We start from the raw sequence: 19,614 nt of genomic DNA on the forward strand, positions 1-19,614 counted from the left end.
GGTATGAACCTGAGCTCAACGCTGCACAGATTTACCGTCGTCCCCTCGCTTCCCAAGGAGCTTGCTGGGCTGCAGCGCATCGCCTACAACCTCTGGTGGAGCTGGGAACCCGAAGCCATCGGCCTTTTCAAACGACTGGACCCCGAACTCTGGCGCCTTACGCGCCACAACCCCCTCGAGGTGCTGGGAAGCCTGCAGCAGGCGACCTTCGAGAGCCTGATGGCCGACGAGGGGTTCATGTCCCACCTCTCGCAGGTAGCAGAACGGCTTACCGAATACCTCTCCTCCCACACCTGGTACGAGCGGCACGGCAACTCCGGCGCCCGCATCGCCTACTTCTCCATGGAATTCGGCCTGCACGAGTCGCTCCCCATCTACTCCGGGGGGCTCGGCATCCTCGCGGGCGACCACCTCAAATCCGCCAGCGATTTGGGGCTTCCCCTGGTCGGGGTCGGGCTTTTGTACCGCCAGGGGTACTTCCGCCAGTACCTGAACCTGGAAGGGTGGCAGCAGGAAATCTACCCGGAAAACGACTTCTACAACCTCCCGCTGCACCAGGAGAAGGACAGGGACGGAAAGCCCCTGGCGTTCTCGCTGGAGTACCCGGGGAGAAACGTGCGGGTGCAGGTCTGGCGAGTGCAGGTAGGCCGCGTCAACCTCTACCTTCTGGACACGAACCTGGAGGAGAATGCCCCCGCCGACCGTGAGATCACCACCAGGCTCTACGGCGGCGATCAGGAGATGCGGATCAGGCAGGAGATCCTGCTCGGCATCGGCGGCATCCGGGCGCTGAGGCTTTTGGGGGCCGAGCCCAACGTCTGCCACATGAACGAGGGACACGCCGCCTTCCTGGCGCTGGAGCGGATCCGCTCCCTGATGGAGCAGCGCCAGCTCACCTTCAGGGAGGCGATGGAGGCGGTGAGAGGCGGCAACGTCTTCACCACCCACACGCCGGTCGAGGCCGGGATCGACCATTTCCCCCCCGACCTCCTCGACCAGTACATGGGCCATTACTACCGAAACCTCGGGCTCTCCCGCGATCAGTTCATGGCCCTGGGGATGCAGAACCACGGCAGGAGCAACGAAAGTTTCTGCATGGCGGTGCTCGCCATGAAGCTCTCGCTCCACTCAAACGGGGTGAGCGAACTGCACGGGGAGGTGTCGCGCAGGATGTGGGCGGACGTCTGGCCTGACCTCCCCGAGGAACAGCTGCCGCTTACCTACGTCACCAACGGGGTGCACCAGAAGAGCTGGCTCTCGGAGGAGATGACCGGCCTGTTGATCCGGTTCCTCGGCACCAGGTGGCTGGAACAAAGCGCCGACCAGCTCTGGCGCAGGGTCTCTCGCATCCCGGACACGGAGCTTTGGCGCACGCACCGGCGCGGCACCGAGCAGCTGGTCGACTACGCCCGCCGCAGCTTGAGGGCGCAGCTGGAGAAGCTCGACGCCTCCGCCAAGGAGATCGACGCGGCAGGCGACGTCCTGGACCCGGAGATACTCACCATCGGCTTCGCGCGCCGCTTCGCCACCTACAAGCGGGGGACGCTCCTGTTGCACGACAAGGAGCGGCTCTTCAGGATACTGAACCACCCCGAGCGGCCGGTGCAGATCGTATTCGCCGGGAAGGCGCACCCCGCCGACCACCAGGGAAAGGAGCTGATCCGCCAGATCGTGCAGCTGTCGCAGCAGCCCGAGTTCCGGCGCCGCATCGTCTTTTTGGAGGATTACGACATCTCGGTGGCCCGGCGCCTGGTGCAGGGGGTGGACATCTGGCTCAACACGCCGCTCAGGCCCCTGGAGGCCAGCGGCACCAGCGGGATGAAGGTCGCCTTCAACGGCGGCCTCAACCTGAGCATCCTGGACGGCTGGTGGTGCGAGGGGTACCGCGGGAACAACGGCTGGGCCATAGGGCGCGGCGAGGTGTACGACGACCTGGCCTACCAGAACCAGGTGGAGAGCCGCGCCATCTACGACCTTCTGGAGAAGGAGATCGTCCCCCTTTTCTACAACCGGGGGAACGACGGCATCCCGCGCGGCTGGACCGCCTTCATGAAGAGCTCGATGCAGACGCTCTGCCCGGTGTTCAGCACGGACCGGATGGTGCAGGAGTACGCAAGGCGCTGCTACCTTCCCGCCTTCGAACACTGGGAGCGGCTGAACCGCGACGACCTGAGGCTTGCGGTGGAGCTGGCGCGCTGGAAGGAGCGGCTGCACGGCATGTGGGGGGAGCTTTCCATCGTGGCGGTCCACGCCGAGATCCAGAAAGAGGTGATGGTGGGGGAGATGCTACCCATCTCGGTGCAGATCACGCCGGGGCGGATCCCGCTTTCCGAGATCGCGGTGGAGGTCTATTTCGGGGTGCTCGATTCCCGAGGCGCCATCATCGGGGGGGAGATCGTGCCGCTTACGCCGGCGGCAGACCCGGAAAAGGCAGGGCACTTCGGCGGGGAACTGGAGTGCCGCTTCTGCGGGCGGCACGGCTTCATGCTGCGGGTAATGCCCAGGCACCCGGAGCTTGGGACCGTGTACGATCCGGGGCTGATACTCTGGGGGTAGCGGGAAGGTTCAAGGAGAGGCGAAACGGAAAAGGTGGGGCGCGAGCCTCACTTTTTTTTGAGGCTGTAGACGTAGGCTAGGATCTCGGCGACGGCGGCGAAGAGCGCCTCGGGTATCTGGTCCCCCTCCTCCACCTGGGCGTAGAGCTCGCGGGCCAGGAAGCGGTTCTCCACCAGGGTGACGTTGTTCTCCCGCGCCGTGATCTTGATCTGCAGCGCCATCTGGTCCACCCCCTTGAAGAGCACCACCGGCGCCGCCATCTTGAGCCGGTCGTACTTGAGCGCCACCGCGTAGTGGGTCGGGTTGGTGACCACCACGTCGGCGGTGGGGATGATCTGCCTCATGCGGCGGCGGGCCATCTGGAACTGCTTCTGCTTCATCTTCCCCTTTATGGCCGGGTCCCCCTCCATGTTCTTGTGCTCGTCCTTGACCTCCTGCTTGGTCATCTTCAGGTTCTCCATGAAACGCCACTTCACGAAGGCGAGATCCAGCACCGCCAGCACGATCAGCACGCCGCAGGTGTGCAGCACGAGCTTGAAGGAGATGTGGCCGATGAACTGCATGATCCCCATCAGGTCCTGGTCGACGAGGTAGACGATCCCGTCCATCTCCTCGGTGAGGATCTTGTAGGCCATGTAGCCGACGATCGCCATCTTCAGGAACGACTTCGCCACCTCGAAAACTGAGTCCTTGTTGAAAAGCCTCCCCACCCCCTGTATCGGGTTCAGCCGTCCCAGGTCCCACTTCATCTTCTCCGAGCTTACCGTCACCCCCCCCTGGGTCACTTCCACCGCTATCCCCACAACGATCCCCACCAGGATAAAGGGGGCCAGCATGATGGCCAAGTAGCCGAACTCCTTGATCATCAGGGTGTGCACCGCGGCATAGGTGAGCTCGGGGCGCGCCAGGCCGCCGAAGATCTCCTGCATGCTGGTCTTCATGGTCCTCAGGAAGAGGCCGGAGCTGGCGTAGAGGGTAACCATGGCGGTGATCAGGCTCACGGCGGAGGTCATCTCGCGGCTGCGCGGGACCCCGCTCTTGTTCCTCGCCTCCTCTATCTTCTTACTGGTAGGTTTCTCTGTTTTTGAATGTTTATCTTCGTCTGCCATGGGCTTTTCCTAGGCCAAAAGCCTGAAGAGGGTCCTCATCTGATCCACCACCTGCCCGAAACTCCCCTGCAGCACCCGCACGAAGACGGGAAGGGAGATGCCGAGGATGACGAAGCCGATCCCGATGTTGAGGGGCATGCTCACCATGAAGACGTTCATGGCGGGGAAGCTGCGGGCGACGATGCCGAGGGCGACGCTGGTGGCCAGGAGCGCCACCGACACCGGGGCGGCGAGCTTGATGGCGATGATGAAGATACCGGTGCTGGTCTCGACCAGGAACTTCAGGAGCCCGCCGCTTACGTGCCAGGCCCCGAGCGGGACCACCCGGTAGCTGTCCACGATGCCGCGGATGAAGTACTCGTGCACGTTGAAGGCGAGGAAAAGCAGGGTGGCGAGCGCCCCCTGGAAGATCGCCATGGTGGGGACGTTGTTCTGGGTGGCGGGGTCGAACTGGGCGGCCATGCTGATCCCCATCTGGGTCCCGACCAGCTGCCCGCAGAACTCGACCGCGGCGAAGATGAACTGCGAAACGGCCCCCAGGGTGAGCCCGATCAGGGTTTCCTGCAGCACGAGGAGCATGAGCCCCAGCGCGTCCGAGACGTTGGGCACGGCATGGGGTTTGATGACGGGGAAGATGAGGAGGGTCATGGCGAAGATGAGCCCCATTTTGACCCGGGCGGGGACGAGCCTCGCCCCGAACATGGGGATCGCCGAGAAGAGCCCCGCCACCCGCGCCAGGACCAGGGCCAGCGGGATCAGGTCGGCGAGCGATGTCAGGGGCAGGTTCTGGAACACGCGCTAATGCCTCATGTTGGCGATCATGCCGTAGATTTCGCGGGTGAAGTCGCTCATGTACATCATCATCCAGGGGAAGAAGACCACCATCGCCACCATGACGGCGACGATCTTCGGGGCGAAGGCGAGGGTCGCCTCGTTGATCGAGGTGACCGCCTGGAAGATGCTGATGAGAAGGCCCACCACCAGGGCGCAGATGAGCAGCGGGGCCGAAAGGAGGATCACCGCCTCGAAGCTTCTTCTGCCGAGTTGGACTACCATTTCCGGGGTCATACTAAGCTCCAGTAAAGCAGATAAAGATTGAGATTAAGATTGAGAAAAAGACAAAGACCAAGACAAAGTCGACGGCCGCCTGGATAGAGCCGGCAGGAGGCGCGCACCGGGTAGGGTCACCCGAAGCTCTTCACCAGGGAACCGATGACGAGACCCCAGCCGTCCACCAGGACGAAGAGTAGGATCTTGAAGGGGAGGGAGATCATCACCGGCGGCAGCATCATCATACCCATGGACATCAAGACCGACGCGACCACCATGTCGAGCACCAGGAAGGGGATGAAGATCAAAAAGCCGATCTGGAAGGCGGTCTTCAGCTCGCTCACCATGTAGGCCGGGATCAGGGTCAGGGTCGGGATGTCGTCGGCGTTTTTGGGCCTGGGAAGCTTGGAGAGGTTGATGAAGAGCGCCAGGTCCTTCTCGCGCACCTGGGAAAGCATGAACTTCCTCAAGGGGGCCACCCCCCTTTTCACCGCCTCCTCCTGGGTTATCTGCGAGGCCCGGTAAGGCTGCAGCGCGTTGGCGTTCACCTGCTGCCAGACCGGCGCCATGATGAAGAAGGTAAGGAACAGGGAAAGGCCGATCACGATCTGGTTGGAGGGGGCCTGCTGGGTCCCCAGCGCCGAACGGAGGAACGAGAGCACCACGACGATCCTGGTGAAGGAGGTGGTCATCATCAGAAGGCTCGGGGCCAGCGAGATGACCGTCATCAGGAAGAAGATCTGCAGCACCACGGAGACGTCGGCAGGCTTCGTGACCTTGCCGACCCCGACGCTCACCGTGGGTAAGGAGAGGGGTTCAGCCAGTGCGGTACCGGCCATTACCAGGGTTGCCAGCACGAGGAGCAGCGCTCCCGCCATAAATTTCTTTCTCACGCAAAGTCACCACTTTTTTTTAACTGCCCCAGAGGCATCTTCCCGCGCGCTCCCGCGCCTGGAATGTTTTTCAGCTTGTTTCTCAAAGGGAACGGGATCAGCGTGCCGTAGCCCCGCTCTTCCACCACCTCTATCTCCTCCAGCATCTCCACCTGCTTGATCAGGCTGACCCCCTCGCCGCTGTTGCTCAGAAGGAGGTACTCACCCCCCACCTCGACCAGCATCAGCGACTTCTTAGGCGCGAGGTGCCTGGTCTCGACCACCCGGATGTAGCGCGCCCCTCCCCCCTGCGGCACCTTCATCAGGCGTCCGGCCAGGTAGTAGAGGACGAGGATGATCCCGATCACCAGGATCAGGGACCCGACCATCTGCGCGAGGCTCCCCATGAGCTCCGGGCCCGCCTCCCCCTGCTGCGCCAGCGCCGCGGCCGGCGACAGGGAAACCGCCGCTGTAATCGACAACGGGAGCTTTCTCATAGCACCTTGTCCACCCTCTCGTTGGGGCTCACGATGTCGAGGAGCCGGATGCCGAACTTGTCGTTCACCACCACCGCCTCGCCCCGGGCCACCAGCTTCGAATTCACGAAGACGTCCAGCGGTTCGCCGGCGAGCTTGGTGAGCTCCACCACCGACCCCTGGTTCAACTGCAGCACGTCGCGCACCAGGAGCTTGCTTCTACCAAGCTCCACGGTCAGCTGCAGCGGTATATCCATGATGAAATCCAGATTCTTCGGCTGGGGTACTTCCTTCTCGTCTTCCAAAGCGAGTTTTTCGCTCAATCTTCACCTCCTGCAGTCAGGGCCCGGGTTATCTGTACTGCCTTGTTGCCGCCGCTTACCCCGGCGATCCCCATGAACTTCTTGGTGCCGCCCACCTTCACCGTCAGTTCGTCCTTGCCGCTTGCCTCCAGCATGATGGTGTCTCCCGGCGTCAAGTGCAGCAGGTCCGAAAGCGAGATGGTCGCCCCCCCCATCTCGACCGAGAGGTCCATGGGCGCACCCATGAGCTCCTCGGAGAGCCGGTAGGACCAGAGCGGATCCACAGCCATCATGTCCATCTGGACGCCACGCTTCAGCTTGTCGCGGATCGGCTCGATAGTCAGGAAGGGGATGGCGAGGATCATGCTCCCCACCGTCTCTTCGATCTGGATCTTCATCGACATGGTCACCACCTGGTACTCGGGGGGGACGATGTTGACCAGGCGCGGGTTCATCTCCAGGCGGAGCAGGTTCATGGTGGCGGGGCAAAGCGGCGCCCACGCCTTCTCCAGGTCCGCCAGCGCATCCTTGACGATCTTCTCCACGAGCCTCAGCTCGATCGAGGTGAAGAGCCGGTTCATCCCCTGGGGCTGGACCCCGCTCCCCCCGAGGATGCTGTCCACGATGGTGAAGACCAAGGTGGCGTCGAAGGCGATGAGGGCGGCCCCCTTCAGGGGGTCCATCTTGTAGATCGCCATGCAGACGGGGTTCGGGAGCACGCTCAGGAAGTCCCCGAACTTGTAGGGGACCGCCTCCTCCTTCTTGATGTCCACCATCCGCCCCAGCCGGTTGGACATGGTGACCCTGTTGTACCGGATGAAGCCGTCGTAGACGATGTCAAGGTTCGGAATGGCGCGGTGCGCCTCGATGTCCAGCAGGTCGAACTGCTCGGCCTGCGGCCCCTCCTTGGCCAGCTCGTTTTCCGGGACCAGGGTCCCGTCGAAGACGGCCGCGACCAGGGCATCTATTTCTTCCTTGGTGAGAAGTTTTTCCATCGCGGATACCTTTTACTGCACCACGAAATCCGTGAAGTAAACCTTGGTTATCTTGCTGGGAGGCACCACCTTCGAGACCGCCGCCAGGATCTGTTCCCGCAGCTGGTTTTTCCCCTGCAGGTCCTGGATCTCCTGCATGGTCTTGGTGGTGAGCAAAATGAGGATGGCATCCCGAAGCGGGGCCATTTTCGCCTCCAGCTCGGGCTTCACCTGCGGGTTGGCCATCTCGAACTCGACCTTTACCTTCAGGTAGCGCAGCTCAGCGCCGTCGTAGATGTTGACTATGAACGGTTCCAGCGGATAGATAGTCGCGCCGGCTGCGGCGCCCTCTCCTTCCTTGGCGGGCGCGCCGTGCCCTCCCCCTTCCGCCTTGGCCTCGACCTTGGCGCCTTCCGGAGCCTTCTCACCCTTCTTGCCGCCGAGGAAAAGAGCCGCTCCCCCCCCGATGGCGAGTACCGCCACCACGGCGCCGATGATGATGAAGAGCTTCTTGTTGTCCTTCGGTGGGGCGTCCTGCGCCTTCGCCTGTTCGGCCATACCCGGTTCTCCTTTTAAAGCAGCTCAAGCTGGTGTATTCGGAATGAACACCTTTGCAACGGCGGTGCCAGATCGCGGCGGGAAGGGGATAAATCCGGGGGACTATGGTTTTCGCCAGGGGGCGCAGGCGAAAACTCCCCTTATTTTACGGAAGGTTGCAACGGGGATTAGCAGCGTGGAATTAACAGCGGGAAAGCGGGGGAAGTCCCGGGGAGTCAACATTTTGACCGGGCAAAAGAGTTGCCAATAACCTGACCGGGAACTGCGCAGCCAAGGCCCGGGGCCGCGGCAGGCAGGGTTTGGGCGCGCAGCAGACGCGACAAGGCGCAGAGCGGCCGGAAGCCACGGGACGCCTGCAGGTGGTGACAAGGGTAAAGATACAGGGGGTGCGGGAAGGCGAGGAGCGCGTCAGGGCTCCGACAACGCCGGCGGCGCAGCTCCAGGTGGGGGGGCGCGGCTTGCGCCGCGCCCCTTCGGTTCCTGCTGGATCCGCCGCTAACGGATCAGGTTCAGCACTTCCTGGGTCATCTGGTCGGAGGTGGTGATGGTCTTGGAGTTGGCCGAGTAGGCCCTCTGGGTGGTGATCATCTTGACGAACTCGTTGGCGAGGTCGACGGTACTCTGCTCCAGGGTGTTGGAGAGGATGGTCTCGCTGACCCCGTTGGGCTTGTTGGCTGCCTGCGAGAAAGCCGCAGTCGAGACGCCGGCATCGGTCGTCGCCTGGTACAGCGAGCCGCCGACCTTCTTCAGCCCTGAGGTGTCGGCAGCGGTTACCACGGCGATCTTCTGCGCGGCGAGTGCGGCGGCGGGGGTGGTGGCGACCCCTGCCGCGCCGGAGGTGCTGTAGTAGTTCTGGGTGATCCCGTCGGTGGCGAGGTAGGTGATCAGGCCGGTGTTGTCGATGCTCAGGACCTTGCCGAAGTCGGTGGTGGGGGCGGCCTTGGTGTTGAGGAACTGGATCGGGTTGCCGGCGGTATCGAGCACCTGGTACCCGTCCGGGTTCACCAGGTAGAGGTTGCTGTCGGTTTTGAAGGCGCCGGCGCGGGAGAGGAAGGCGTCGCTTTGCCTTGCCACCGGGGCGGCCGCGGTCGGCGGCTTCAGGGCGAAGAAGCTGTTCCCCTGGATGGCCAGGTCGGTGACGTTCTCGGAGGTCTGGGTGGAACCCTGGGAGAAGACGTTCTGCACCACCTGCATCTGCACCCCCTTGCCGATCTGGGAGTCGTTGCCGATGTTCTGGGAAAGCATGTCGGAGAAGAGGGTGCGCGCACCCTTGTAGCCGACGGTGTTGACGTTGGAGATGTTGTTGCCGATCACGTTCATGGCCTCGCCGTTTTGAAGCAGGCCGCTGACGCCGGTATAAAGTGCGGAAGTTACGCTCATTTTTTGCCTCCTCAGGCTGTTCTTGGTTTTCGGGACGCGTCAATCGGTCGGCGTCCCTTGGGCTTTCCTTCTGGAGGGCCAGCCCGTTGCAGTTTGGATCCCGGTCTCTAGAAAAAAACCGCCGAATCGATGTTGGTGAAAACGTTCCCTTTCATGCTCTGCCGGTCCATTGCGGTGACCACTGTCCGGTTTTTGACGCTGACCACCAGCGCCGCGTCCCCCATCATGATCAGGGATTCCTTCCCCCCCTTTTGCGCCACGCTGTCCACCGCCCCCTTAAGCTGCTCCATGTCGCTGTCGGAGAGGGTGATGCCGCGGGACTTGAGCCTTTCCTGCGCGTGCTGGGAGAGGCGGACCGGCTGCCCGGTCAGTTTCTGGTCCAGTACCTGGGCGAAAGGGGTGCTGCTCCCGACGCTTTTACCGGCCGGCTGGTTGACGTTTGGCCTGGGCTTGACCGGAGCCTGGATCGGTTGTGGAAACAGGATGCTGTTGTCGATCATGGCTAGGCTCCCCCGCTAACGGAAGTCACCTCGGTAAGCTTCAGCTTGAGCGCCCCGATGGAGAGCACCGGGCTCGCGCCGGACATGTCCACGCCGTCCACCTTGCCCGAAACCAACCCCGCGGCGGTGACGTTACTGCCGGAGGCGGTCTTTGCGGATACGCTGAAGCTGTAGGCGCCCGCCGCCAGCTGATTCCCCGCATCGTCGGTGCCGTCCCAGGCGACGCTCCCAACCCCGGCGCCCTTGCTGCCGCCGGAAAGTGTCCTCACCACCTTGCCGCTTTGATCGGCGACCGTTACGGTGACCTGGTCCGCCGCGCTGTCCAGCTTGTACTGGATGGTGGACGGGCTCCCCGATTTCAGTTCCAGCTGGTTTCCCTGTGCCTCCACCTGCTTGCCGATCAGGGTGACGGCGGCTAAAGTGGCCGAGTTGCTCCCCTGGTTCAGCATGTTCTGCAGGTTGCTGTTGGTGTTGTAGGCCTGCTCGACCTGGGTCAGTTGGGCCAGTTGCGAAATGAACTGGGTTCCGTCCTGCGGGTTGAGCGGGTCCTGGTTCTGCAGCTGGGTCACGAAGAGCTTGAGAAAGTCGTCCTTGTTCATGCCGGTCGACTTTTTCATCTCCGCCTGCGCCGCTGCCGTGGTCGCGGTAGATGTTACGTCTGTAACCATTTTCTTGCCTCCTGTGATCAGAATCTCACGTCCAGCAGGTTGTTGACCTCCGCCGTCAGATAATTGACTTGGGTCTCCTGCGGGGCGCCGTAACCTCCCCCCCGAGCGAACCTGGAGGCGGATTGCTGCCGCTGGTTCGCCCTCTCCTCGTAAAGCGGCTGCTGGAAGCCGCCGCTGCCGGTGGAGACGTTGAACCCGTCCATGGCGAGATCCTTGCCGGAAAGGGCCTCCTTCAGGGAGTCCAGGTTGCTCATCAAGAGGTCCTTGACCATGCGGTTGTCCGCCTGGACTTCGACCTTGAGCCGGTTGTCCTCCATGCGCACCTGGATCTTCAGCTCGCCCAGTTCCCCCGGGTTGAGCCTGATGCTCATCTGGCCGTTTCCTTTGCCGTCATGGGTCACCACACCTTCCTTCACCTGGGAAAGGATATGCTCATGCAGCGCGCTGCGGGTGGCGGTCTGGTGGGATTCGGGTGCCGCCGTTTCCGCCGTGCTCCCCTGCGCCCCTACCGCGGCGCCTTGAAGCTGGGCGTTCTGGCTCTCCTGCCCTTGCTGCTGGTGTCCCTGCTGCTTGAACTGGGACCCTTCGGCCCCGCGCAGTTGCTCGGGTGTTATTGCCGCGGTTACGACCGGGGCTCCCTTGGCGCCGGAGAGATCCTGTACGGCTGCACCGGCCGCCGCCGGTTGGCCGGCGTTCTCGGCTCCCTGAACCGGGACGCGCTTCTCGTCCCCGTGCTGCAAATCCCTTCTAACCGCCGTCCTTTCGGCGGTCTGGGCCGCCTCCGGGCGGGATGCCTCGGGGTTTGCCCCCTGCTGCGGATGGATTACCTCGCCCTGGACCTTCGCCTTGGGGGCGGCCTGCGCCGTCACCTCGGCAGTCCCGGGGTTGCTGCCGGTCGTTGCCTGTTGCTCCTGCGTTGCATCCGGCGCCGGTTCACCTACCGGGGCCGAGGCGGCACCCTTGAACTGCGTTGCCACGAACCCCGCTGCCGCTGTCGTCCCGGCTTCGGGAGCCCGGGTTGCCATCGCCTGTGCCGAAAGTTCAGGATGCGCAGCGCCATCAGGCTGAGGCGCTTTCGCCTGCTGCGCCGCTTCTGTGGCGCCGGTCAAGGCTCTCCCTTTCCCCTGCGGGAGTTCCGCCTGCTCTGCCTTCTGGCCGAGCTTCATTGAGGCGGGCTGCTGCAGCTGACCCGCTTCCGGGAGCACCGCCTTTTCCTCCTGTGCAGCGGCTATCTGCGCCTCAGGCCGCTCCACCGCCTGCCGCTCGAGAGCCTTTTGCTGCAATCCATCCAGCTGAGTGAGCGCGTTGGCGCCCGCTGAGACCTGAGCCTCGGTACCTCTACGCTCCCGGGCGGCCTCCACCTTTCCTGCGGCTACTTCCAGCCCGCGCGGTACTGCGCCCGGTTCCACTGCTGCCGCCTTGGGGGCGGGTTGTGCCACCACTGCTGCTGCCGCCATTTCCTGCCCGGCCGGCGTGGGCGAAGCCGCCTGCACCGGCGCCTCTTCATCCCCTTCGCCGTCCGTAGTGACGGTTTCCAACTCCGGCAGCGTCTTCCCTGCCGTCGCCACTTCTGACGCAGCCGTTTCCGCGCCGGCAGGGGTCGCCCCCTGTTCCGGTTTCGCCGCCAGGCCGCTCTTCAGCGCCTGCCAGGTCATCACCAGCTGCAGCCTGGCACCGCCGGTCGCGGACCTTTGCCCTGCCAGGTTCGCGGCGGATCCTTCCTGCGCCGTTTCGGGCAGGACGAGGTTTGCCGCGTACATCTGCTCCGCAACCTCCTTTTTAGCGGCGCCGTCTTCCGGCTGCGCGGCAGGAACTGCCGTGGCCGCAGCTCCCTTTTCCCCGGAGCCGGCCGGTTGCATCCCCTGCAGCAGCTGCTGAAAGAGGCCGCCCCCTTCCCCCGCCGTCGCGGCGGTTCCCGATCCCGGCGCCGATGCGGCGGCCGGTACTGCTTCTGTTGCCAATGTTGCGTTTGCTATCATCATGGTTCTTTCACCTCCTCTTTTTCCGACATAAGCGGGGCGCTTTCCATCGCCCACGCTGAAAACCGATACTTGCAAGCCGTCGGCCAGCGAAGAGCCCGATTCCGAATCACCCATACCAGGTTTACCGGTTGTTCCCGGACTCCTCTTCCCTGACTGACGGCTTTAGATCTATTGCAGGTTCAGGCGGGTCCACTCCAGCACCCTGGGCTGGGTGAGTAGCGGGATCAGCTTGACCGCCGTCTTCTGGTCCATGAGGTTCAGCATCTCGATCACGATCTTGTCGTCCAGCTTGTTCAGGAGGTCCGCCGCGTCCTGGGGCTTCAGCCCCTTGTAGATCTTGATCATCTTCTTGTAGCGTTCGTCGTCCTGCTTCTTCTTGGCGACCAGCGACTCCTCGATCCCCTTCTTGGCCAGGTTCAGTTCCTTGACCCGGGAGTCCAGCTGCGCCGAAAGCTGTTTCAGCGCCGCCTCCTTCGCCTGCAGTTGCGCCTCCTTCTGGGCCAGTTGCTGACGCTTCGCCTCCAGGGCGGCGGCGTCGTTGGCGGGCGGCTTCGCCGGCACCGTTCTCACCTCGGCCGCATCGGCCCCCGGGCCCATATGGAACCCTCCGAAAAGGTTCAGCGCCAGGAAAACCAGCGCCAGCGTGAGCAGCACCTTCGTCACTTCTGCCCCCTCTGCACCGCTATCTCGTCCAGGAAAGCCCGCTCCTTGTAGAGCTGCTCCATCCTCAGGTCGCGCATCTTCTTCTCCTTGAACACCTCGAGCGCCTTCTTCTCCTTGGAGGCGACCAAAAGCGCCTCCCGCTTCTCGTGCACCGCCTTCTCCAGCGTGGTCAGGGATTCCCTCAGCTGCTGGATCTCGTGCGCCTTGCGCCTGGTGAAGTCGCCGTAGAGCTGGAGGTCCTTCGCCTCGATCCCCCCCGCCTGCCGCTGGGCGCATTCCTGCGCGAGCCGCTCCATGAGCGCCTTCTCGCTCCTGAGCCTTTCACGCGCCGTCTCGTGCTGCTGCTTTGCCGTCGCAAGTTCCAGCTGGTGCATCTTTTCGACTTCCTTGCGGAACTTGAGCACCTGTTCCAGCCTGAATTCCGGTCCAGCCATGGCCAACCCTCCCCTTACACCAAGCCCACCTTCTTGCCAAACATCTTGCTAAATCCACCTTGTTCCTGCAGGGTTCGAGCCGAGCCGGTCTCGATTCATTCGAAAATCCGCTCCAGGGCGGCTATCGATTCCTCGAAGTTCACCTCGTCCCCCACGTCCTGCTTCAGATAGCCGATCATCTGCTCCATCTTGGCAACGGCATAGTCTATCTTCGGGTTGCTCCCGCTCTTGTAGGCGCCGATGTTGATCATGTCCTCGGCCTGCCGGTAGGTGGCCAGGAGCTCCTTGAACCTCCCGGCGAGCGCCTTGTGCTCCTTGGTGGCTACGTCGGACATGACGCGGCTGGCGCTGTTCATCAGGTCGATCGGGGGGTAGATGTTGCGCGCCGCAAGCTCGCGGGTCAGGATGATGTGCCCGTCCAGGATGCTCCTCATGGCGTCGGAGATCGGCTCGTTGAAGTCGTCCCCCTCGACGAGAACCGTGTACAGGCCGGTGATGCTCCCTCCCTGGAAGTTGCCGGTCCGCTCCAAAAGCCTCGGCAGCGCGGCAAAGACTGAAGGGGTGTACCCCTTGGTGGTGGGAGGCTCGCCGATGGCAAGCCCCACCTCGCGCATCGCCATGGCGAACCGGGTAGCCGAGTCCATCATCAGGAGCACCTTCTTCCCCTGGGCCTGGAAGTACTCGGCTATGGTGGTCGCTATGTACGCCCCGCGCATGCGGACCAGGGGGGGCTGGTCGCTGGTTGCCACCACCACGACCGATTTCCTCAACCCCTCCTTTTGCAGGTCCTTCTCGATGAATTCCCTGAGCTCCCTGCCGCGCTCGCCGATCAGGGCGATCACGTTGACGTCGGCCTCGGTGTAGCGGGCGATCATACCCAAAAGGGTCGACTTGCCGACGCCCGAGCCCGCCATGATCCCGACCCTCTGCCCCTCGCCGCAGGTCAAAAGCCCGTTGATGGCGCGAATGCCCAGGTTCAGCGGCTTCCTTATGGGACGCCTTTTCATCGGGTTCACCGGGAGCGCGTAGATGGGGTATTCGTCGGCGACCTCTATGGGACCCTTGTCGTCGATCGGCTGCCCCAGCCCGTCGATCACCCGCCCCAAAAGGGCCGGTCCCACACCCAGCGCCGCCTTCTCGCGCCGGACCGAGATCACCGAACCGAGCCCTACCCCGCGCAGCTCGCCCAAAGGCATCAGGAGCGTCTTGTTCTCACGGAAGCCGACCACCTCGGCGGGGATCGGGGCGTGCCCCTCGGAATGGACCTCGCAGACGCTCCCGACGGCGGTCTCGGGGCAATACCCCTCGATGACGAGCCCCACCACCTGGGTCACCTTGCCGTGGAAGCGCACCGGCTTCGCCCCTTCGACCACCGGCATGTAGCGCGAGAGATTAATCACCAGGTTCCACCTCGCGCTGGGCGTTGCGCTCCTCGCAGAGCCTGCGGAAGATCTCCTCCAGTTGCGCCTCGATCCCGGCCTCGATGTTGCCGCGCACCGTCTCCACGATGCAGCCGGCGGGGGGGAGGATGGGATCTTCCCTCAGGGTGATGCGCTTTCTTTCCCGGGAAAGCGCCTCGAACTGCGGCGAGTAGGCCACCACCTGGTACTCCTCGGGGTTCAGCCGCACCAGGATCTCCCCCTCTTCCGAGGCGAGTTCCAGGGCCCCCTGCACCAGCCCAATCACCATCCCCGGGTCGAGCGTCAGCTCGCGCATCATCACCTTGCGGGCGATCAGCACCGAGAGCTTCAGGAGGTCTTCCTCGGCCTCGCGCAATAACTGCCCCCTGAGCGTTCCGATGGAGAGAAGCCCCTGGGCCAGCGCCTCGCCGACCTTGGCCAGATCCTCCTCGGCCTGCTGCCTCCCCTTCTTGAAACCTTCGGCGTGCGCCTGCTGGATGCGCCTCACCGCCTCCTCCTCCGGGATGCAGGGGGGAGGGGGCTCCGGCTCCTCTTCCAGCTCGGGCTCGGGCTCGGGCTCCGGGGCTCCCAGCCGGACCGCGCGGAACTCCTCCTTCTCCGGGGCCGGCGCCAGGGGGGCGCCCAGCGGTCCCAAGAGAAACGGGGACGATTCGCAACCCCTTCTGATGATCTTAGACGAGGACATCTTCCGCCCCGCGTCCCGCGATGACCACCTTCCCTTCCTCCTCCATCTTCCGGACGATCTTGATGATCTCGCTCTGCGCCTTCTCCACGTCGGAGAGGCGCACCGGCCCCATGACCTCCAGGTCCTCCTTGATCATCTCGGCGGCGCGGCTGGAGATGTTGCGGAAGATCTTGTCCTTCACCTCGTCCACCGAGGTCTTCATGGCGAGCGTCAGCGTGTCGTTGGATATCTCCCTCATGATGGACTGGATGGCGCGGTCGTCCAGCTTGAAGATGTCCTCGAAGGTGAACAGGTGCTTCCTGATCACCTCCGCCAGCGGCGGGTTCATGGTGTCGAGCTTGTCCAGGATCTTCTTTTCGCGGCTTCTGTCCAGGTGCGCAAACATGTCGACCACCTTCTCTACGCCGCCGACCTTGAACCGCTGCACCCCGCCCAAAGCGGTGAGCTCGACCCGGATCACCTCGTCGATCTCGGCCAGGATCTCCGGGGAGACCTGGTCCACCTCGGCGATCCTGATCACCACCTCGGCCTGCAGCTCCTGCGGCAGGAGGGCTATGATCTCGCTGGTCTGCTTGGGTTTCAACTTGGCAAGAACCACGGCGATGGTCTGGGGATGCTCCTGGGAAAAGAAGTTGGCGATGGTGCGCGCGTCCATGGTGGAAAGGATGTCCGCCATGTCGCCGATGCCGGAGGTGCGGATCTCCTGCAAAAGCGTCTCGGCGCGCAAGGGCCCCAGCGCCTTCTCGAGGATCTTCTTGACGAACTCCTCCCCCTGCGAGAAGAACCCGGTTTCCGGGTTGGTGATATCGGTGAATTCGGCCACCACCTGCGCGATCTCCTCGCGCGGCACGTGCCCGAGCTTGGACATGCTCTGGCTGATCCTCTTGATGTCCCCGTCGTCCATGTGGGAGAACACCTTCGCGGTCGCCTCGGGGCCCAGGTACAAAAGGAGTATGGCGGACTTCTCCGCTCCGGTCATGCGGGCACCTCTCTTATGGCTTTCATCTAGTCCTTGCGCGTTAGCCAGTTCTGAAGGATCTGGGCTGCCTGGTAGGGGTCCTGCTTCACCTTCTCGACCAGCTCGAGCTGGGTGACTCTCATCTTCTCGTGCTCGACCTTCTGCATCTCGAGCATCTGCTGCTGCTCCGCGTCGTCCTGGATGGGGAGGAAGTGGTGGGCCGCTTTCTCGATCTTGAGCATCTTCATGAGCGGACGGATCACGTAGAAGAGCAGCGCCAGGAAAGCGAGCCCGATCAGCCCGTTTTTGATCAGCGTCTGCACGATCGGTGCGTCGTACCAGGCCGTCTGCTCCCCACCCTGGTCCCCGGTCTCCTGGAAGGGGATGTTGGCCACGGTGACCTGGTCGCCGCGTTCGGCGTTGAAGCCGACCGCGCTTTTCACCAGCGACTCGATCTTCTGCATCTCGTCGGGGCTCCTCGGCTGGTACTTCGGGGTGGCGCCCGGCTTGGCCCCCGGCGAGAGCTCGTACTTACCGTCCACGAGGATGGCCACCGACACCTTGGAGAGCGACCCCACCGGCTCGATGATCCTCGCGGTGGAGCGGCTCACCTCGTAGTTCAGCGTCTCGTCGGTCTTGGAACCGCCGCCGGTGGTGGCCCCCGCGGCACCCTGGGCGCGCCCCATGTTGGACTGGACGCCGGGGACGCCGCTGGCGGTGCTGCTGGTCCCCCCCTTCTCCTCGCTTCTTTGCTCGCTTCTCACCGCAGCGCTTTCCGGGTCGTAGCGCTCCTCGTACTTCTCGACCTGCTTGAAGTCGAAGCTCGCCGAGACGCGCGCAACGGATTTCCCCGAGCCTACCACGCGGTCCAGAAGCGACTGCAGCTTCTCCTCCTCCGTCTTCTCGAAGGCGCGCTGGGTGTCCTGGCGGGCGCCGGCCACCTTGCTGGTCGGGTCGTTGGGGGAATGGGAGGAGAGGACCTTGCCCCGGGTATCCAGGACGGTCACCTGCTCCGGGTCCATCCCCTCGATGGAGGAGGCGACCAGGTGCACGATCCCCTGCACCTCCCCCTCCCTAAGCTGCCGGTTCGACTTCATCTTGAGCACCACGGAGGCGGTGGCGGGCTTTTCCTGATCCTTGAACAGCGCCTTCTCCGGCAGGGCCAGGTGCACCCGGGCCGACTCCACGCCGGCGATCTGGGCGATGGTGCGCCCCAGCTCGCCCTGCAGCGCGCGCTGGTAGTTGAGCTTCTGCACGAACTCGGTCATGCCGAAGTTCTTCCGGTCGAAGATCTCGAAGCCGACGCCCCCCCCCTGGGGGAGCCCGTCGCTGGCCAGAGAGAGCCGCAGGTCGTAGACGTTGTCCGAGGGGACGAGGATCGCCTTGCCGTCCGGGGATATCTGGTACGGGACCTTTTGTTCCTTCAATTTTTTGACGATCTCGCCGGCGTCCTCCTGGGTCAGGTTGGCGAACAGCGGACGGTAGTCGGTCTTGTTGGCCACGGCGATCAGCGCGGCGAAGCCGAGCAGGGAGGCGAGCGCCACCCCGCCTACCACGAGCCGCTTGGCGGTCGAGAGGGCGAGAAAAGGTTCCAGCAGTTTTTTAAGGCCTTCCGGCATGGTGTCTCCAAAAACTACAGATCAAGATTGAGATTGAGATTAAGAGAAAACCTTTCAGGCACCAGCCCAACCAAGGTTTTCCTCAATCTTAATCTTAATCTCAATCTCAATCTGCCTCTAGACAGGCATCCTCATGATCTCCTGGTAGGCCTCTACCGCCTTGTTCCTTACCTGGGTGAGCATCTGGAAGGAGATGCTCGCCTTCTCCACCGCCAGCATCACCTCGTGCAGCCCCTTGGACTCGCCGGTGGCAAGCCCCTGGATCGACTGGTCCGCTGTTTTTTGCAGCTCGCCCACCTTTCCGACCATCTCGTCCAGGAAATTGCCGAAGCTGACGGTGGGGCTTTGCTGTACCCCCGCAGCGCCGGTTGCCCCGGCGGCGAGAAAGGCCTCGGAGAGGCCGCTGACCTTGGTAAGTGCGGAAATTTCCATCTAATGCCTCCTGAATGTCTAGCGCATCAACTCGAGCGTCTTCAAGGCCATGCTCTTGGACGCCTGGGTCGCGGTGATGTTGGCTTCGTAACTGCGGCTGGCCGTGATCATGTCCGCCATCTCCTCCACCACGTTGATGTTGGGGTAGGCGACGTAGCCGTTCGGGTCGGCGTCGGGGTGTCCCGGCTCGTACTGCAGCCTCGGGGGACGCTGGTCCTCTTTGATCTGGGTCACCTGCACGCTCCTGGCGCTGGCGGCCTTGGAGAGGGCGGCACCGAAGGAGGCTCCTTCCTTGAGCGGCGTGGCGGTGAATACGGCGTCCTTGCGGCGGTACGGCCCACCCTCCGCGGTCCGGGTCGAATTGACGTTGGCCAGGTTGCTGGAGATGAGGTTCATCCTGGTGCGCTCGGCGGCGAGCGCCGTGGCGGAGATGTCCATCGAGGTGAAAAAGTCCATTATAAGGTACCCCTGATAGCCTGTTTCAGCCCCTCGAACTTCTTGGCGAGGAGCTGAACGGTGGCGTTGTACATGATCTGGTTCTCGGCCATGCGCCCCATCTCGCTTTCCATCTCCACGCCGTTGCCGTCCGGGCCCATGTTGCTCCCGGTGACCTGGACCAGGTCACCCTGCACCCGGTCGAGGGAGACCGACGCCCCCTTGAGCAGGATGTGCCTCGGGTGCGGCGTTGCTGTCGGGGTCGCCCCCTGCTTCAGCGCGTCCTTGAGCCTCCCCTCGAAGGAGAGGTCGCTCGGGGCGTAACCGGGGGTCTCGACGTTGGCGAGGTTGGAAGCGATCACCGACTGCCTCTTGGCCCTGAGATCCAGGGTCTTGCCCAAAAGTTCCACCGTATTTCCGAAAATTCCTTGTACCGGCATGGCTACCTCCTTGTGGCAAGGCTCTGACAGCAAAAGCCGTACCATTGTCACAGCCGTGTGTTATCGGGCGTTTAAGCGCGCAGCGGGGCGCAAAGTCATC

General features: G+C 63.4%; 22 protein-coding genes. 1 reads left to right on the plus strand and 21 read right to left on the minus strand.

Annotated features, from left to right (window positions below):
* Positions 1–3 precede the first annotated feature (3 nt).
* Positions 4–2,556: an alpha-glucan family phosphorylase gene (glgP, locus tag K419_RS0107110; RefSeq protein WP_026840980.1), complete on the plus strand. Its 2,553-nt coding sequence runs from the start codon at positions 4–6 to the stop codon at positions 2,554–2,556.
* Positions 2,557–2,603: 47 nt separating this feature from the next.
* Here glgP and flhB read toward each other — a convergent pair whose 3' ends face one another.
* The 21 genes from flhB to flgB form a co-directional block, all read right to left on the minus strand.
* Positions 2,604–3,665 carry a flagellar biosynthesis protein FlhB gene (flhB, locus tag K419_RS0107115; RefSeq protein ID WP_026840981.1) on the minus strand — a complete coding sequence of 354 codons (1,062 nt, stop codon included), beginning with the start codon at positions 3,663–3,665 and terminating at the stop codon, positions 2,604–2,606.
* 9 nt (positions 3,666–3,674) lie between these two features.
* A complete protein-coding gene (gene fliR / locus K419_RS0107120) occupies positions 3,675–4,460 on the minus strand; it encodes a flagellar biosynthetic protein FliR (protein WP_026840982.1) in 786 nt (261 codons plus the stop codon).
* Positions 4,461–4,463: 3 nt separating this feature from the next.
* Positions 4,464–4,733 (minus strand): flagellar biosynthesis protein FliQ, encoded by a 270-nt coding sequence (fliQ, locus tag K419_RS0107125; RefSeq protein WP_012532251.1) that lies wholly within the window; start codon positions 4,731–4,733, stop codon positions 4,464–4,466.
* A 116-nt stretch (positions 4,734–4,849) separates the two neighbouring features.
* Complete coding sequence (fliP, locus tag K419_RS0107130; protein ID WP_026840983.1) at positions 4,850–5,593, minus strand: flagellar type III secretion system pore protein FliP; 744 nt, start codon at positions 5,591–5,593, stop codon at positions 4,850–4,852.
* A gap of 11 nt (positions 5,594–5,604) precedes the next feature.
* A complete protein-coding gene (gene fliO, locus K419_RS0107135; protein WP_226377648.1) occupies positions 5,605–6,069 on the minus strand; it encodes a flagellar biosynthetic protein FliO in 465 nt (154 codons plus the stop codon).
* Between the two features lie 11 nt (positions 6,070–6,080).
* Positions 6,081–6,386: a flagellar motor switch protein FliN gene (gene fliN, locus K419_RS21745; RefSeq protein WP_012532254.1), complete on the minus strand. Its 306-nt coding sequence runs from the start codon at positions 6,384–6,386 to the stop codon at positions 6,081–6,083.
* Entirely contained in the window at positions 6,383–7,360 is a 978-nt protein-coding gene (fliM, locus tag K419_RS0107145) for a flagellar motor switch protein FliM (RefSeq protein WP_026840985.1), read from the minus strand. The genes fliN and fliM overlap by 4 nt, the downstream gene beginning before the upstream one ends.
* A 12-nt stretch (positions 7,361–7,372) precedes the next feature.
* The gene (locus K419_RS0107150) at positions 7,373–7,897 is read right to left on the minus strand and encodes a flagellar basal body-associated FliL family protein (protein WP_012532256.1); all 525 of its coding nucleotides are present in this window, start codon (positions 7,895–7,897) and stop codon (positions 7,373–7,375) included.
* A 495-nt stretch (positions 7,898–8,392) separates the two neighbouring features.
* The gene (locus tag K419_RS0107155; protein ID WP_026840986.1) at positions 8,393–9,277 is read right to left on the minus strand and encodes a flagellar hook-basal body protein; all 885 of its coding nucleotides are present in this window, start codon (positions 9,275–9,277) and stop codon (positions 8,393–8,395) included.
* Between the two features lie 107 nt (positions 9,278–9,384).
* Positions 9,385–9,777 carry a TIGR02530 family flagellar biosynthesis protein gene (locus tag K419_RS0107160; RefSeq protein ID WP_012532258.1) on the minus strand — a complete coding sequence of 131 codons (393 nt, stop codon included), beginning with the start codon at positions 9,775–9,777 and terminating at the stop codon, positions 9,385–9,387.
* Between the two features lie 2 nt (positions 9,778–9,779).
* Entirely contained in the window at positions 9,780–10,445 is a 666-nt protein-coding gene (locus tag K419_RS0107165) for a flagellar hook assembly protein FlgD (protein WP_026840987.1), read from the minus strand.
* A 17-nt stretch (positions 10,446–10,462) separates the two neighbouring features.
* Entirely contained in the window at positions 10,463–12,427 is a 1,965-nt protein-coding gene (locus K419_RS0107170; protein ID WP_026840988.1) for a flagellar hook-length control protein FliK, read from the minus strand.
* Between the two features lie 168 nt (positions 12,428–12,595).
* Positions 12,596–13,090, minus strand: a complete 495-nt coding sequence (locus K419_RS0107175) for a MotE family protein (protein ID WP_026840989.1) — start codon at positions 13,088–13,090, stop codon at positions 12,596–12,598.
* Positions 13,087–13,524 carry a flagellar export protein FliJ gene (fliJ, locus tag K419_RS0107180; protein WP_026840990.1) on the minus strand — a complete coding sequence of 146 codons (438 nt, stop codon included), beginning with the start codon at positions 13,522–13,524 and terminating at the stop codon, positions 13,087–13,089. The genes K419_RS0107175 and fliJ overlap by 4 nt, the downstream gene beginning before the upstream one ends.
* A 95-nt stretch (positions 13,525–13,619) precedes the next feature.
* Positions 13,620–14,903: a flagellar protein export ATPase FliI gene (gene fliI, locus K419_RS0107185; RefSeq protein ID WP_035497003.1), complete on the minus strand. Its 1,284-nt coding sequence runs from the start codon at positions 14,901–14,903 to the stop codon at positions 13,620–13,622.
* A gap of 13 nt (positions 14,904–14,916) precedes the next feature.
* Positions 14,917–15,630, minus strand: a complete 714-nt coding sequence (locus tag K419_RS0107190; protein WP_026840991.1) for a FliH/SctL family protein — start codon at positions 15,628–15,630, stop codon at positions 14,917–14,919.
* The gene (fliG, locus tag K419_RS0107195; RefSeq protein ID WP_026840992.1) at positions 15,617–16,609 is read right to left on the minus strand and encodes a flagellar motor switch protein FliG; all 993 of its coding nucleotides are present in this window, start codon (positions 16,607–16,609) and stop codon (positions 15,617–15,619) included. The genes K419_RS0107190 and fliG overlap by 14 nt, the downstream gene beginning before the upstream one ends.
* A 26-nt stretch (positions 16,610–16,635) precedes the next feature.
* Positions 16,636–18,207, minus strand: a complete 1,572-nt coding sequence (gene fliF / locus K419_RS0107200) for a flagellar basal-body MS-ring/collar protein FliF (RefSeq protein ID WP_026840993.1) — start codon at positions 18,205–18,207, stop codon at positions 16,636–16,638.
* Between the two features lie 117 nt (positions 18,208–18,324).
* Positions 18,325–18,639 (minus strand): flagellar hook-basal body complex protein FliE, encoded by a 315-nt coding sequence (gene fliE, locus K419_RS0107205; protein ID WP_026840994.1) that lies wholly within the window; start codon positions 18,637–18,639, stop codon positions 18,325–18,327.
* A gap of 18 nt (positions 18,640–18,657) precedes the next feature.
* Positions 18,658–19,095, minus strand: coding sequence for a flagellar basal body rod protein FlgC (gene flgC / locus K419_RS0107210; protein ID WP_026840995.1), 438 nt, complete (start codon positions 19,093–19,095; stop codon positions 18,658–18,660).
* On the minus strand, positions 19,095–19,514 hold the full coding sequence (gene flgB / locus K419_RS0107215; RefSeq protein ID WP_026840996.1) for a flagellar basal body rod protein FlgB: 420 nt from the start codon (positions 19,512–19,514) through the stop codon (positions 19,095–19,097). The genes flgC and flgB overlap by 1 nt, the downstream gene beginning before the upstream one ends.
* Between the last annotated feature and the right edge of the window lie 100 nt (positions 19,515–19,614).

Origin of the sequence: Citrifermentans bremense R1 (assembly GCF_000426865.1) — a bacterium.
GTDB classification, from domain to species: Bacteria; Desulfobacterota; Desulfuromonadia; order Geobacterales; family Geobacteraceae; genus Geomonas; species Geomonas bremensis.